13 protein-coding genes are annotated in these 13,722 nt (G+C 59.5%); 8 read left to right on the plus strand and 5 right to left on the minus strand.

Translation table 11 applies throughout. The features are described 5' to 3' along the window. The first annotated feature begins 35 nt into the window (after nucleotides 1-35). Nucleotides 36-1,901, plus strand: a complete 1,866-nt coding sequence (gene htpG, locus Q5Y75_RS12505; protein ID WP_306197795.1) for a molecular chaperone HtpG — start codon at nucleotides 36-38, stop codon at nucleotides 1,899-1,901. Nucleotides 1,902-2,020: 119 nt separating this feature from the next. On the opposite strand, the gene Q5Y75_RS12510 is transcribed toward htpG, so the two are convergent. Continuing rightward, the gene (locus Q5Y75_RS12510) at nucleotides 2,021-2,755 is read right to left on the minus strand and encodes an AraC family transcriptional regulator (RefSeq protein WP_306197796.1); all 735 of its coding nucleotides are present in this window, start codon (nucleotides 2,753-2,755) and stop codon (nucleotides 2,021-2,023) included. A 90-nt stretch (nucleotides 2,756-2,845) separates the two neighbouring features. On the opposite strand from Q5Y75_RS12510, the gene Q5Y75_RS12515 reads away from it, so the two are divergent. Further along, nucleotides 2,846-4,045 (plus strand): MFS transporter, encoded by a 1,200-nt coding sequence (locus tag Q5Y75_RS12515; RefSeq protein WP_306197797.1) that lies wholly within the window; start codon nucleotides 2,846-2,848, stop codon nucleotides 4,043-4,045. Nucleotides 4,046-4,288: 243 nt separating this feature from the next. Here Q5Y75_RS12515 and Q5Y75_RS12520 read toward each other — a convergent pair whose 3' ends face one another. Next, on the minus strand, nucleotides 4,289-4,849 hold the full coding sequence (locus Q5Y75_RS12520) for a ferric reductase-like transmembrane domain-containing protein (RefSeq protein ID WP_306197798.1): 561 nt from the start codon (nucleotides 4,847-4,849) through the stop codon (nucleotides 4,289-4,291). 77 nt (nucleotides 4,850-4,926) lie between these two features. On the opposite strand from Q5Y75_RS12520, the gene Q5Y75_RS28495 reads away from it, so the two are divergent. Continuing rightward, nucleotides 4,927-5,304, plus strand: coding sequence for a VOC family protein (locus Q5Y75_RS28495; RefSeq protein ID WP_371933260.1), 378 nt, complete (start codon nucleotides 4,927-4,929; stop codon nucleotides 5,302-5,304). Nucleotides 5,305-5,596: 292 nt separating this feature from the next. Here the strand turns inward: Q5Y75_RS28495 and Q5Y75_RS12525 are convergent, their stop codons facing one another. Then, entirely contained in the window at nucleotides 5,597-7,147 is a 1,551-nt protein-coding gene (locus Q5Y75_RS12525; protein ID WP_306197799.1) for an alanine/glycine:cation symporter family protein, read from the minus strand. Between the two features lie 11 nt (nucleotides 7,148-7,158). Beyond that, nucleotides 7,159-7,596 carry a universal stress protein gene (locus Q5Y75_RS12530; RefSeq protein ID WP_306197800.1) on the minus strand — a complete coding sequence of 146 codons (438 nt, stop codon included), beginning with the start codon at nucleotides 7,594-7,596 and terminating at the stop codon, nucleotides 7,159-7,161. Between the two features lie 192 nt (nucleotides 7,597-7,788). Here Q5Y75_RS12530 and Q5Y75_RS12535 point away from each other — a divergent pair, with 192 nt between their 5' ends. Then, on the plus strand, nucleotides 7,789-8,274 hold the full coding sequence (locus Q5Y75_RS12535; protein ID WP_306197801.1) for an Lrp/AsnC family transcriptional regulator: 486 nt from the start codon (nucleotides 7,789-7,791) through the stop codon (nucleotides 8,272-8,274). On the opposite strand, the gene Q5Y75_RS12540 is transcribed toward Q5Y75_RS12535, so the two are convergent. Beyond that, nucleotides 8,213-9,472, minus strand: coding sequence for an Hsp70 family protein (locus Q5Y75_RS12540; protein ID WP_306197802.1), 1,260 nt, complete (start codon nucleotides 9,470-9,472; stop codon nucleotides 8,213-8,215). The genes Q5Y75_RS12535 and Q5Y75_RS12540 overlap by 62 nt on opposite strands. 162 nt (nucleotides 9,473-9,634) lie before the next feature. Here Q5Y75_RS12540 and Q5Y75_RS12545 point away from each other — a divergent pair, with 162 nt between their 5' ends. Genes Q5Y75_RS12545 through Q5Y75_RS12560 form a run of 4 tightly spaced genes read left to right on the plus strand, consistent with a single transcriptional unit; the run spans nucleotide 9,635 to nucleotide 13,617 of the window. After that, complete coding sequence (locus Q5Y75_RS12545) at nucleotides 9,635-10,759, plus strand: ABC transporter permease (RefSeq protein ID WP_306197803.1); 1,125 nt, start codon at nucleotides 9,635-9,637, stop codon at nucleotides 10,757-10,759. 5 nt (nucleotides 10,760-10,764) lie between these two features. After that, complete coding sequence (locus tag Q5Y75_RS12550) at nucleotides 10,765-11,565, plus strand: ABC transporter ATP-binding protein (RefSeq protein ID WP_306197804.1); 801 nt, start codon at nucleotides 10,765-10,767, stop codon at nucleotides 11,563-11,565. Between the two features lie 7 nt (nucleotides 11,566-11,572). Next, the gene (locus tag Q5Y75_RS12555; RefSeq protein ID WP_306197805.1) at nucleotides 11,573-12,967 is read left to right on the plus strand and encodes an MlaD family protein; all 1,395 of its coding nucleotides are present in this window, start codon (nucleotides 11,573-11,575) and stop codon (nucleotides 12,965-12,967) included. Beyond that, nucleotides 12,964-13,617: an ABC-type transport auxiliary lipoprotein family protein gene (locus Q5Y75_RS12560; protein ID WP_306197806.1), complete on the plus strand. Its 654-nt coding sequence runs from the start codon at nucleotides 12,964-12,966 to the stop codon at nucleotides 13,615-13,617. The genes Q5Y75_RS12555 and Q5Y75_RS12560 overlap by 4 nt, the downstream gene beginning before the upstream one ends. Nucleotides 13,618-13,722 lie beyond the last annotated feature (105 nt).

Genomic DNA, 13,722 nt, shown 5'->3' on the forward strand with positions numbered 1-13,722 from the left:
ATCTGCGCCGCGATTGCCAGTTGGAGCCAGATGCCATGACAGAGACCCTCGAGAAAGAAACGTTTTCCTTCCAGACCGAAGTGGGCCAGCTTTTGGAAATCGTCGCGGGGTCACTCTATTCCAACCGCGAGGTGTTTTTGCGCGAGCTCGTCTCAAACGCGTCCGACGCCTGTGACAAGCTACGCTACGCGGCCCTGACCGACGCGTCGCTCGCACCCTCCGAAGACTTTGCGATCACGCTTGAGATCGATACCAAGGCCAAGACGCTGTCGATTTCCGACAATGGCATCGGTATGAATCACGCCGATCTGCTGGAGACACTGGGCACCATTGCCAAATCCGGCACCGGCGCTTTCATAGAGGCGCTCAAGGCCGACGACCAAGACAAGCCCGGCCTGATTGGCCAATTCGGTGTGGGCTTTTATTCAGCCTTCATGGTGGCGTCTCGGGTCGACGTCGTGACCCGCAAGGCAGGCGAAACAGAGGCCTGGCTTTGGTCCTCCGACGGCAAAGGTGAGTTCTCTATCGAGCCGACCGAGCGCGCGACCAATGGAACCACGGTCACGTTGCACCTCAAGAAAGACGCCAAGGAATTCGCCGAAGAGGCCCGAATCCGACATATCATCAAGACCTATTCCGAGCATATTGGCTTCCCGGTCAAACTTGGGGCAGAGACGCTGAACGCCGCCGAAGCACTCTGGACCCGCCCGGCCAAGGACATCTCGGAAGAACAATATGCCGAGTTCTACCGTCATACGTCCCACGCCTTCGATGCGCCATGGCACGTGATGCACAACAAGGTCGAAGGTACGCTTAATCACACAAGCCTGCTTTTTGTGCCCAGCACCCAGCCCTTCGATCTCTTTGAGCCTGAGCGCAAAAGCCATGTGAAGCTTTACGTCAATCGGGTCTTCATCTCCGAGACCACGGACGATCTGATCCCTGCCTATCTGCGCTTCCTGCGCGGGGTGGTGGACAGCCAGGACTTGTCTCTCAACGTCTCGCGCGAGATGTTGCAGACCGACCCGCAGCTTGCCAAGATCAAAACCTCCATCACCAAAAAGGTGCTGAACGAGCTGAAGAAAAAGACGCGCAAAGCGCCGGAGGAGTACGCGGAGTTCTGGGGCAATTTCGGCGCGGTACTCAAGGAAGGGCTGGTCGAAGACGCTGCGCTTCGCGACCGTATCCTTGAGGTTTGCCGCTTCGCCTCTACCGGCACGAGTGAACTTACCAGCCTTGCTGATTACGTAACCCGGATGAAAGAGGGCCAAGAGTCGATCTTCTACATCGCAGGCGAGGACGCAGCCAAACTGGCCCAATCACCCCATCTGGAGGGCTTCAAAGCCAAAGGGGTTGAGGTGCTGCTCCTGTCCGATCACGTGGATGAGTTCTGGCTGCAGCACATCACCGAGTTCGAGGGCAAGCCTTTCAAATCCATCACCCGTGGGGCTGCCGATATCGACGAAATCAAAGCGGATGAAACACAAACGGAAAACGAAAAGCCTGAAGAGGCCGATCTCTCTGACTTGATCGCCGCGATCAAGACCGAACTAGGCGAGGTGGTCAAGGACGTGCGCCCGTCGAAACGTCTGACCGACAGCCCGGTCTGCCTCATCGCCGATGATGGGGACATGGACGTCAACCTGGAGCGGCTGTTGAAGCGTCACGGGCAGTTACAACACGGCGCCCCACGCGTCCTTGAGCTGAACCCAAGCCATGCGATCATCAGCAAACTTGCAGAGCGCGCCAAGGAACAGGGTGCGAGTGACGATGATCTTCTGAAAGACGCAGCACACCTCCTGTTGGACCAGGCCCGCATCGTCGAAGGCGAAGCGCCCATCGACCCGTCGGCATTCGCGCGACGCATGGGCACCGTCCTGGCACAAGCCTTCGCCTCATAAAGGTGACGTCCCGGTTTTTCATGTTCGCGACGAACAGCAGGGATGGAGGACTGCACCGCAGCACTCGCGCCTGATGCTGGACAGCGGTTTGGCGCCGTTTGAGCTGGCATGAGTGGATATCAGCCTTCGGAAATGAACTGCCGCGGTGTCTTCCCGACCAGAAGCCGGAAGGCATGAATAAAGGCGCTTGGCGTTTGGAAGCCGACCTCAAAGGCGATTTCCGTAACGAATTTCCCGGCGGACAGCCCGTCAAGCGCGACCATAATGCGTGTAAGACGCCTGAGTTCGCGAAAGGTCATCCCCGTTTCGGCACGAATTGATCTGATCAGGCTCCGTTCGGAAAACCCCAACCGTTTCGCCCAAGCTGCCAGCGTGGTCTGATCCGCCGGATTGGCCAGCAAGAGCCGCGCAAGTTCTGCGATACGCGGATCGCGGGGGATCGGAATGCTGAGCGGTTCAAGCTCCCCGCGCTTGATTTCGTTCAACAACACATCAGCCAAAAGCAAGTTCTGTTTGCGGTCAACCACTTCGGACAGTCGCACCAAAACTTCCCGCATCAACGGCGAAACCGAGACCACGACCGCGCTGGCCTGAACAGGCGGATAGGCTTTGCTCAGATAGGCGGTGCGCATTTCAACCCGCCCAACACATTCAATAGCATGTGTTGCGTTGGCGGGAATCCACAGGGCACACCCCGGCGGCACGAACCACTGCGTATTCTGCACCGATACCCGCATCGTGCCCGAAATCGCATGCGCAATCTGATGCGCGTCATGCGCATGTGGCGCGATAACCGTGCCCGCTTCGTAACTCGACGCCAGGCCAACGATATCCCGCCGATCATCTTTTGGCATTTCAGGCGTATGGATTGACATTATGTCGACAGATCGTACTTGAAAATGCTGCGATAGATCAAGTTAACGGTCCAGCCTTGAGAGATGCAAATGTCGCGAAACGAAGCCCTTCACTTCATCAATGTGGCCCATTTCTTTGATCACTTCTTTCTTTTGATCTTTCCGACTGCGGCACTTGCCATTGCGCCCGCCTGGGGCATGAGCTTCGCCGATGTGCTTTTCCTCGGGACACCCATTTACATTATGTTCGCCCTCGGGACCCTGCCAGCCGGGTGGTTGGGGGACAGGTTCGACAGGCTGACTCTGATCGCGGTGTTCTTCGTCGGCTGCGGGTGTTCAAGCCTTTGGATTTCTTTCGCAAGCGATCCAAAGGCCCTGACGTTCGGGCTTGCCTCGCTTGGATTGTTCGCTGCGATTTATCACCCGGTAGGACTGGCGCACATAACGCAAATCGGGTTGCGGTCAGGTCGGGCGCTGGCAATCAACGGCGTGTTCGGCAATATGGGCCTGGCCGGGGCGGCGGTCACGACCGGTTTTCTTGCGCAGTTCTTCGGCTGGAAAAGTGCCTTCGCGCTTCCCGGGGCGGTGTCTGTGGTCATCGGCGGCCTATTGATTTATCGGAACAGAGGCAATCGCTGCCTGACCGCTCCCCAACAAGCAGGTGGCAAAAGCGCCACTAGAATGTACGACCGACGGACACAACGCACCGTGTTCCTCATTATATGTCTGGCGGCACTGTTTGGCGGGCTGGTGTTTAACATGGTCACCATCTCACTTCCCAAATTCCTTGAAGAACGGCTGGCTGATGACAACACCAAGCTGGCGTGGATCGGGACATCGGCCGGACTCGTGTTCGCGGTTGCTGCCTTCGCGCAACTGCCGGTCGGAGAGCTTCTGGATCGGATCGGCGCCAGACCGATCCTCTTGTGCCTGCTGGGAGGCGAGACCGTGCTTTTGCTGCTGCTCACCCAGGCTACCGGATATGCAGCATTCATGCTGACCCTTCTGCTCGTAACAATAATGTTCGCGGGCATTCCCATCACAACCTGGCTGGTCGGGCACTATCTTGATGCCGGGATACGCGCCCGCATTCTATCGGTGGAGTACATTCTGTCGCTTGGGACGGGCTCAATCGTCGTCCCGCTGATTGCCTTCCTGCAAAATACAGGCTTTGGCTTTGCCTTCCAGTTCACTGGTCTCGCGGCATCGTCGGCAATCGTTTTCGCTGCCGGCATGTTCCTTCCGAATGCGCATCGCCCGTTGCACTTAAAGGACGAGTCAGATTCCTAGGCTTGTGAGTGATTGCATTTGCTTTCGACTCTGTACACCGTATGGCTAGTGAGTTGGGCCTCGTTGCGGCCATTGGAGCGAGCACAGCATAAGAGTGGTGGCCCGATCGGCTTCGATAAGGACGGCCCGCAGCTGACCTTGGAAAAGGTAGCCGAATGCCGCAGTCGCAGCCGTCTTTGCTGCCATTCGCCGCGCGTACAAAATGTCGAAGGGCGCCGACGTCAGGATTGCGGGATAAGGCAATTACTCCTGCGCCTGCGTCTCCCGCACTCTCAACACCCCGGCCCAAGGCCGAAGTCTACTGACCGCAAGAACCAACACCGCGCCTAAAACCGCACATATCATGATTTTGGAACCGGTCCCCATAGTGCCCTCGATCATGAGCGCGTGCGCCACAGTTCCGGCAACGACCACGATCGCGGCCATGGTGTGAGCAAGGCGCCAGACTTGCGGGCGCAATCGCAAACTCTTCCTGAACCCGGCCAGGAGAGCTGCAGCGGCCAATGCCCACATTGCGATAACGCCGAAAGCCGAGAAGGCCGTAGGCGCAGTGAAGGTCATCGCGTCAATCATGTCAGGGGGGCTCGTTATCCAGAGACCGGCAACATGAACGGCAACGGCGAACACCAAGGCCGCGCCGGTCCAGCGATGAATCCTGCGCCCGACCGGCATCGGCAGCCCGGGAAGGAACCCTGCCGCCAGCAAAGGCTGTAACAACAAAAGCGCCAGAGCGATCACGCCCGCGAGGCCCGCCGTGATGTAGATTGCGCTGCGATATTGAAGCAACTCGCTGCCCGCCGCCACCAACACCGCCCCTTCACGACACATTGCAAGATAAATGTTCTTGTTTTATTCTGACCCAAGTAGAGAGAGCAATTCGCATGTCAGTCATTAGCCACATCACATTTGGAACAAATGACCCGGAACGATCCGGCCGCTTTTACGATGAGGTTCTTGGGGTGCTCGGCTTCAGTCGACTACCGAAACCTCCGGGCAAGCCACCTGCATACGAGAAAGGCGGCATGCCGACAGTTTATATCTACACACCTGAAGATGGTCGCCCCGCTACTTGGGGGAATGGGACGCATGTGCCTTTTGTCGCAGACACAAAGCAAAGCGTAAGGGACTTCCATGAAACAGCGCTGCGTCTGGGCGGGAGCACCAAAGGCGAGCCGAGGCCACGTCCGCATTATGGCGAGAATTACTATGCTGCCTACGTCCGTGATCCGGATGGGAACAAGCTCCAAGCTGTGTGCTAGGCATCTAACGAATGAAGCCTGTCCCAACGCAAGTGCTGACATTGATGGGTTGCACAGCGTTAAGTAAATTGGGCTCTTTGCTCGAATTCGCAACAAGTGGCATAAGCGTCTGCTTGTCTAAGATGCGGTGGCGCGCTGCTAGGCCCAAGCGACCTGCAGTGCGGTGGTGGACGTCGGAGAGTTCAGCCAGAGCCGGTTGAGTCAGAGTTTGGCGCAAAGGTCAAAGTTATCTGACATTCAACAAGGAGGTAGGGGTGAACCGGGGCACGCACCGTGCCCCGGTTCCATTTCATCAGTGTTCGAACTTGCGAATCTCGCCGCTCTTGAGACGGGCCGAGTAGGATTCCAGCTCTTCGCGCACTTTCTTCATCAGGAAGTAGAGCGCAAAAACGTTCACAACCGCCATCGCAAAGATCGCCGCATCCGAGAAGTCGATGACCGGGCCGAGATTGGCGGCCGCGCCGATAACGACGAAGATGCAGAAGATGACCTTGAACACCAGTTCCTTGGTGTGACCTTCGCCGAACAGATAGGTCCAGGCTTTGAGGCCATAATAGGACCAGCTGATCATGGTCGAGAAGGCGAACAGAACCACCGCAATGGCCAGCAGATACGGGAACCAGCTAAAGGCGCTGCCAAAGGCGGCCGAGGTCAGGCTGACGCCCGAATTACCGTCTACGGTGGCAATCGCGTTGCCCGCTTCGTTCAGCATGTAGTTGCCGGTTTCCGGATCAACGATCAGCTGCTGGGTGATGATGATCACCAGAGCGGTCATGGTACAGATCACGACCGTATCGATGAACGGTTCCAGCAGCGACACAAAGCCTTCGGTGATCGGCTCTTTGGTCCGCACCGCGGAGTGTGCAATCGCCGCCGAGCCCACACCCGCCTCGTTCGAGAACGCCGCACGGCGGAAGCCCTGGATCAGCGCGCCGACCATACCGCCAGCGACGCCGAGACCGGTGAAGGCGCCCGCGAAGATCTGGCCAAAGGCCCAGCCGATCTGGTCTGCATGCATGATGATGATCACCAGGGCTGCGGCCACATACATGACACCCATGAACGGCACGACCTTTTCGGTCACCCGCGCGATGGATTTCAGACCGCCTACGATCACGGCAAACACGATACCCGCGAAGACGAGACCAGTGATCCAGCCCGGATAGTCGCCGACAATACCCGCGATCTGCTGATGCGCCTGGTTGGCCTGGAACATGTTGCCCCCGCCCAGAGCGCCGAGAATACAGAAGATCGAGAACAGCACAGCCAGGATTTTACCGCCCGGCAGGCCCAGCTCGTTGAACCCTTTGGACATGTAATACATCGGACCACCGGATACGGTACCGTCTTCGTATTCGTTGCGGTATTTCACGCCCAGCGTACATTCGGTGAATTTCGACGCCATGCCCAGCAAGCCAGCAACGATCATCCAGAAGGTCGCGCCCGGCCCGCCGATGCCGACGGCAACCGCCACACCGGCGATGTTACCCAGACCGACCGTGCCCGAAAGTGCGGTCGCCAGTGCCTGGAAGTGACTGACCTCACCGGCGTCGTTGGGATCGGAATAGTCGCCTTTGACCAGGCTGATCGCATGGCTGAAAAACCGCAGCTGCACAAACGCAAAATACAGCGTGAACACCGTCGCCGCGACAACCAGCCAACCCACGATCCAGGGGAATCCGGTGCCGGGAAACGGCGCAAAGATAAAGCTCACGAAGGGTCCGGTGAAATCGGCAAAGGCCTGATTGATCTTTTCATCCAGCCCCGGCGCGTCCTGCGCAAGCGCCGGATTGGCAAGAAGGGCTGCCATACCGGCCAGTCCGAGTGTCTTAATCGTTCTCATTCCTGTCCCTCCTACTTCACGACCGTGACCGGTACATCGGCATGCATGACCAGGTTCTGGGTCGAGCTGCCGAAGACACGGTTGGTAAAGCCATGGCCCGATGCACGGGCGACAACGATCTGAACTGCGCCGCTATCCACCGCGATCTTGTTGAGCGTTTCGGCCACGTCACCGTGGCGCACGATGCCACTGGCGTTGAACCCGGCCTCTTTCAATGCGTTTACAGCGGGATCCACCACACGGTCGGTCGCAGTTGCGATTTCCTCTTCGCGCCGTTTGTGTCGGGTTGCGTTTTCCTCGGGCGTCTGGAACGTGAAGGGCGACCATTCGATCACATACGCACACAGCAATTCGCAAGCATCCAGCCGTGTGGCCTGATCCTTGGCAAAGGCAATCGCGCGATCTCCGGTTTCCGTCCCGTCCAGTCCAATGACTATTTTGACGGTCATTTCTGTCCTCCGTTTTGTTTTTTGTTTTCTTTGGTTCGGCCATCTGGCCCCAAAAAGGCTGCTGCGACAAGGTGTCACTTCAAGATCAGCCCGCGCGCAGTATCAGGAATAATCACTAGGAATAGGGTTTATTCTTGGGGATTTTACAGCAATAATTCTCAGAATACGCGTCTTCTAAAGGTAAAATTCCTGGTGAGCAGAGATTTGGATCGCATAGACCAACGCATTCTGACCGAGTTGGAGGCGAATGGCCGCCTGTCGATTGTTCAGCTTGCAGAGCGCGTGAACCTGACCAACACGCCCTGTTCCGAACGTGTCAAACGCCTTGAACGCGGCGGCTATATCCGCGGCTACCGCGCCGTTCTGGATAAGGACCGGCTGGGGCTGGGGCATCTGACCGTGGTACAGGTCTCGCTCGCCGCAACCGCCGATACTTCGCTGGAGGATTTCAACCGCGCGGTCCGGGATATACCCGAGATCGAGAGCTGCCTGATGGTGGCAGGCTCTTTTGACTATCTGCTGACCGTGCGCACCCGGGATATTGCGCATTTCCGCGATGTTCTGGGCGACCGGATCAACCGGCTGCCGGGCATCCACCAGACAAATTCCTTTGCCGTCATGGAAACCGTCCAGCATCCCGATATGCGGCCAGCGCAAGACCATCGACCACCGCCGTGAAGGCATCAGAATACAGCAGCTCCGCCCCCGGACAGAGCACTGCGATCTCATCGGCCACGAACTGCATCAGGCTGGACCCGCCCACCAGGATGACCCGCCCGATCCGGTCCGGCGTGACATCAGCATGTGCCAGCGTCCCGGACATGGCGGCGCGCAGAAGCGCGCGATTCTCCGCCAGAGCGGCGTCAAGCGCGTCGCGCGTGAGCGGTGCCGCAAGCCCCGGTTCGATGAACCCCATCTCGATCTGACCAGTGCCTGCACCGGAATTGGCCGCGATCTTGCCGCGCTCTACCGAAAAGGCCAGTTCATGGCCCAGTTCCATCTCAAGCACGGTGGCGAACCGCCCCAATCGGACGGGATCAACGGCCAGCCGGGCCATATCGGCCACCGCGCGACGAGTCTCGCCAGTATAAAGGAACGGGATCTTTGCCCAGGTGGCCAGATCGACATAAGGCGCGCGGGGCACCGGCAGCAGGCCCGGCCCCATCTGCCGCCGCAACTGCCCGCCCAGACCAAGCTGCGGCATGGCATGGGCCATCGACACCGCATGGTCAAAATCCGTCCCGCCCAACCGAATCCCGTAGCTGGCCAGAATCTCGGGTCCCGCGCAGGTGCTGCGAAAGACCGAGAAATCCGAGGTGCCCCCGCCGATATCGACCACCAGCCCGATCTCTTCCGCATCCCCCATCCGATGGCTGGCAAGGGCCGCCGCCTCGGGCTCGGCCAGAAAGGCGACCTCTTTAAACCCCGCGGCTAGGTAACAGGCGCGCAGATCCACCTCGGCCTGCGCATCCAGCGCCGGATCGTCAGAGTGGAAATGCACGGGCCGCCCCGACAATGCGTAGCGGAACCGCGCCCCGGTCGCTGCTTCGGCGCGCTGGCGCATCTCGGCCAGGAATTCGGTGATGATCCCCGACAGCGTCCGCCGCCGCCCGTTGATCAGGCGCTTTTCCTGCAGCAGGGGCAGGCCCAGCACGCTTTTCAACGCCCGCATATAGCGCCCCTCTTCGCCTGCGATCAACGCCTGCGCCGCCCGTGCACCGATCTGCATCGGGCTTTCGTCGGCAGGAAAGAACACGGCGGTGGGCAGCGTGTCTGCCCCTTGCTCGACCGGTATCCGCCGCACGCCCTGCTCTGTCACAATGGCGGCGGCGGAGTTGGATGTTCCGAAATCGATTGCCAGAATATCTGTCCGCATGACGCCCTCCGATCAAAAAAGACGCCCCTGCTATCCAAGTTCGAAATCGGGCGCAACCGGCCCTTCGCACACCCCCGCTCCAAGAGACGCAAAGAACACGTTTTTTCCCGCATTACGCGACGGCCTCTTTGCGCAGCGCACGTCCGCCGTTATGACTTGGCCATGGCAGAACCGTCACTGACGATCGAGCAGTCGTCAAACAGTGCAATGATCAGGATTCTGGGTGAGTTGCTTACCCGGCATGTGGGCGATGTGCAGACCGCATTCGACCGCGTGCCCACTGGCATGACCGACGTGGAACTGGACCTTGCCGGTGTCGAAAGCTTCGATACCGGTGGCGCCTGGCTGATCGCCAATATGCAGCGCCGACTCGAAGCGGGCGGCGCAACGGTGCGCATCACCGGCGCCAAGCCCGCCCATGCCGCATTGCTGGACACCGTAGAACAGCACCTGCCCGAAAAACTCGAAGACGACGAGGACGCGCGCGGCTTCGTCCCCGCTCTGATCGCGCTGGGGAAATACACCGTTTCAGGCTGGCGCAGCTTTCTGTCGGCCCTCGCCTTCTTCGGCGAAACCCTTGTTGCGCTGGTCCTGACCCTGCTTCAGCCCTGGCGTCTGCGCCGGGCGGCGCTGTTCAGCCAGATGGAAAGCGCGGGGCTGAAGGCCGTGCCCATCGTCGCGCTCATGGGTTTCCTGATCGGCGTGGTTCTGGCCTTTCAGGGCGCGGCTCAGTTGAAACAATTCGGAGCCGAGGTGTTCGTGGTTGAATTGATCGCCATCTCGGTTCTGCGCGAGTTGGGCATCCTGCTGACGGCGATCATCGTGGCGGGTCGCTCGGGCTCAGCCTTTACCGCCTCGGTCGGCTCGATGAAGGTGCAGGAGGAAATCGACGCCATGCGCACCATCGGGTTGAACCCGATCGAGGCGCTGGTGGTTCCCCGCGTACTGGCGCTGATCATCATGATGCCGATCCTGGGCTTCATCGCCAATATGGCCGGGCTGTTTGGCGGCGCGCTGATGAGCTGGATCGATCTGGGCGTGACACCGGGCATGTTCATCACCCGGCTGAAGGAAACCACCGATGTCTGGAACCTGCTGATCGGCATGATCAAGGCCCCTTTCTTTGCCCTGATGATCGGGGTCGTGGCCTGCTGGCAGGCGATGCAGGTGCGCGGATCGGCTGAAAGCGTCGGCCAGCACACCACCGCATCGGTGGTGCAGTCGATCTTCATGGTGATCGCCATCGACGCCATGTTCTCGGTCTTCTTTTCCGAGTTGGGGGTGTGATGCAGATGCCAGTCCCCCAAACCGGCACGGCTGCCCGCGAAGCGGTAATCGAAGTGCGCGGGTTACGTAATCAGTTCGGACCGCAGGTGGTGCATGACGACCTGAACCTCGATGTCTGGCGCGGCGAGGTGCTGGGCATTGTCGGTGGCTCAGGCACAGGCAAATCCGTGCTGCTGCGCACCATTGTGGGCCTTAACGCACCCGCAGCGGGTTCGATCAAGGTGCTGGGAGTGGATGTGGTCAACGGCACGGATGAAGATCGCCAGAGCGTCGAAAAGCGCTGGGGCGTGGCCTTTCAGGATGGCGCGCTGTTTTCTTCGCTCTCGGTGCTGCAGAATGTCGAAGCGCCGATGCGCGAACATCTCAAGCTCAGCGAACACCTGATGAGCGCGCTGGGGCAGCTGAAGATCAGCCTTGTGGGCCTGCAGCCACTGGCCTGCGGCAAGATGCCCTCCGAGCTTTCAGGCGGGATGCGCAAACGTGCGGCCTTGGCACGCGCGCTGGCGCTGGATCCCGAGATCGTGTTCCTAGACGAACCCACGGCCGGGCTCGACCCGATCGGGGCGGCGGCGTACGACGAGTTGATCGGCGAGTTGCAGCACGCGCTGGGGCTGACCGTTTTCATGGTGACCCATGATCTCGATAGTCTATACGCGATCTGTGACCGGGTGGCGGTTCTGGCGGAAAAACGCGTCTATGCCGAAGGCCCGATCGAGATGATGCCAGAGGTCGATCACCCCTGGATACAGGAATATTTCACCGGTCCCCGTGCCCGCGCGGCGCAGAACAAGACCAAGGAAAGATAGGCGTTCGATGGAAACCAAAGCGAACTATCTGTTGATCGGGGCCTTCACACTGGCCGGTATTCTGGGCGCGTTCATCTTCGTGCTGTGGCTGGCCAAGGTGAATGTGGACAAGCAATATGACTATTACGACATCCTCTTTGACGATGTCTCGGGGCTCAGTACCGCCGGTGACGTGCGCTATAACGGCCTGCCGGTGGGACAGGTCACGGCGCTTTCGCTGGACGAGGACGACCCGTCCAAGGTGCGGGTCAAGATCCAGGTGGATGCCGACACCCCGGTCAAGACCGACACCACCGCAACGCTTGAATCGCAAGGAGTTACCGGCGTCAGCTATATTGATCTGAGCGGCGGATCGGCCAATGCCGAGGCCCTGCCGCAGGACGGCGTGATCAAGAGCAAGCGCAGCGCCTTGCAAAGCATCTTTCAAGGCGCGCCAGAGCTGATGGACAATGCCATCGACCTGCTGGAGGAAATCAAGAAGCTGGTCGATCAGCCAAACCGCGAGGCAGTCACCAAGACGCTGGCCAATCTGGAAAGCGCTTCGGGGCGGCTCAACGATGTGCTGTCGGATGTTGAGGGGCTCTCGGGGGACATCCGCAAGACAGCGGGCGATATTTCGCAGTTTTCGGGACGGCTGGGGGAATTGTCCGATACCGCCGAAAGTACCCTGAAAACGGCGCAGGGCACGCTTGAGTCCATCAAGGACACATCGAACAACATTGACACGATCATCAAGGAAGACGGCAAGGCGATGGTCAGCGAAGCGCGCGAGACCATCGCAACCATCAACAACACCGTCAAAAACGACCTGCCCGGTCTGGTCGAGGATGTGCGCGGCGTCGTGAAAAACGCCAATACGGTGATCGAAACCGTCGGTCTCGATGTCTCGCGCGTGGCCGACCGGATCGATGTGCTGTCCAGTGAGGGCAGTGTGGCACTGTCAGCCGCGACCGTGACCATCGAGAACGCGAACAAGACGCTGTCGGATATCTCCGGCGCGATGGATGCCGCCAAGACCACGCTCGATACCGCAGATCAGACCTTTAGCAAGGTGAACAAGGTGATCGACGAGGATGTCGATGTTGTCGTCAGTGATGTCCGCAAGGCAGTTGGCGAGATCAGCACCACCGTGCAGACGGTCACCACCAATGTCGACCAGATCTCGCAAGAGGTTCTGAGCGCCTCAAAATCGGCCTCGGATCTGCTGGCCACGGTGGATGGCATCATTCAGGAGAACCGCGTGCAGGTCTCGGCCTTTCTGCGGGTTGGCCTGCCCCAGACCCAGCGCTTCATCGAAGAGGCGCGCCGTCTGGTGGTCAATCTCGAACGCCTGACCGACCGGTTCGAGAGCGACCCCGCCCGCTTCTTTTTCGGAACCCAAGGCTCGGAGTATCGTCGATGACACGGCCCTTTGCCCTCGTCCTTCTTCTTGCAACCGCACTCAGCGGCTGCGCGGGCCTGACCGGTCTGAGCCAGGCCACCCGGCCCAGTAATCTTTATGCGCTGACGCCCAAAAGCACTTTCAACAAGAACCTGCCACGGCTGAGCCAGCAGATCGTGGTCGAGGAACCCACCGCCACGGCGGCGGTGAATACCGACCGCATCGCCGTGCAGCCCAACGTGTTCGAGGTGCAATACCTGCCGCGCTCGCGCTGGGTCGACCGGGCGCCACTGATCATCCAGGCGCTGATGATCGAAAGCTACGAGAATACCGGCAAGGTCGCCGCTGTGGGTCGCTCTGCGGTCGGCTTGCGCTCGGACTACAACGTCATCACGGACCTGCGAGAGTTTCAGGCCTTTCAGGTCTCCGACGAGCCAGGCGATGACACGCTGCGCGTCGTGGTGCGGCTCAACATCAAGCTTGTCGATGCCGACGAGGATAACATCATCGCATCGCGATCCTTCGAAGAGGTCGCGATCTCGGCCAATGACGACCCGCTGACGCTGGTCACCGCGTTCGATCAGGCGCTGGGGAACGCGATGAAGGATTCGGTGGAATGGAGCATCCGCACCATCCACTCCTATGCCCGCAACAATCCAAGTTCGTTCTAACGGTTCGCGCGCCTTCAGCTGCAATTACCCGGTTGAGCTGACAGCCATCTGCTTGGCCCGACTCAGTGATTGCGAACCTACGCAGCGCGGCATTTAGAGTGCCCG

Origin of the sequence: Ruegeria discodermiae (assembly GCF_030758345.1) — a bacterium.
GTDB lineage: Bacteria > Pseudomonadota > Alphaproteobacteria > Rhodobacterales > Rhodobacteraceae > Ruegeria_C.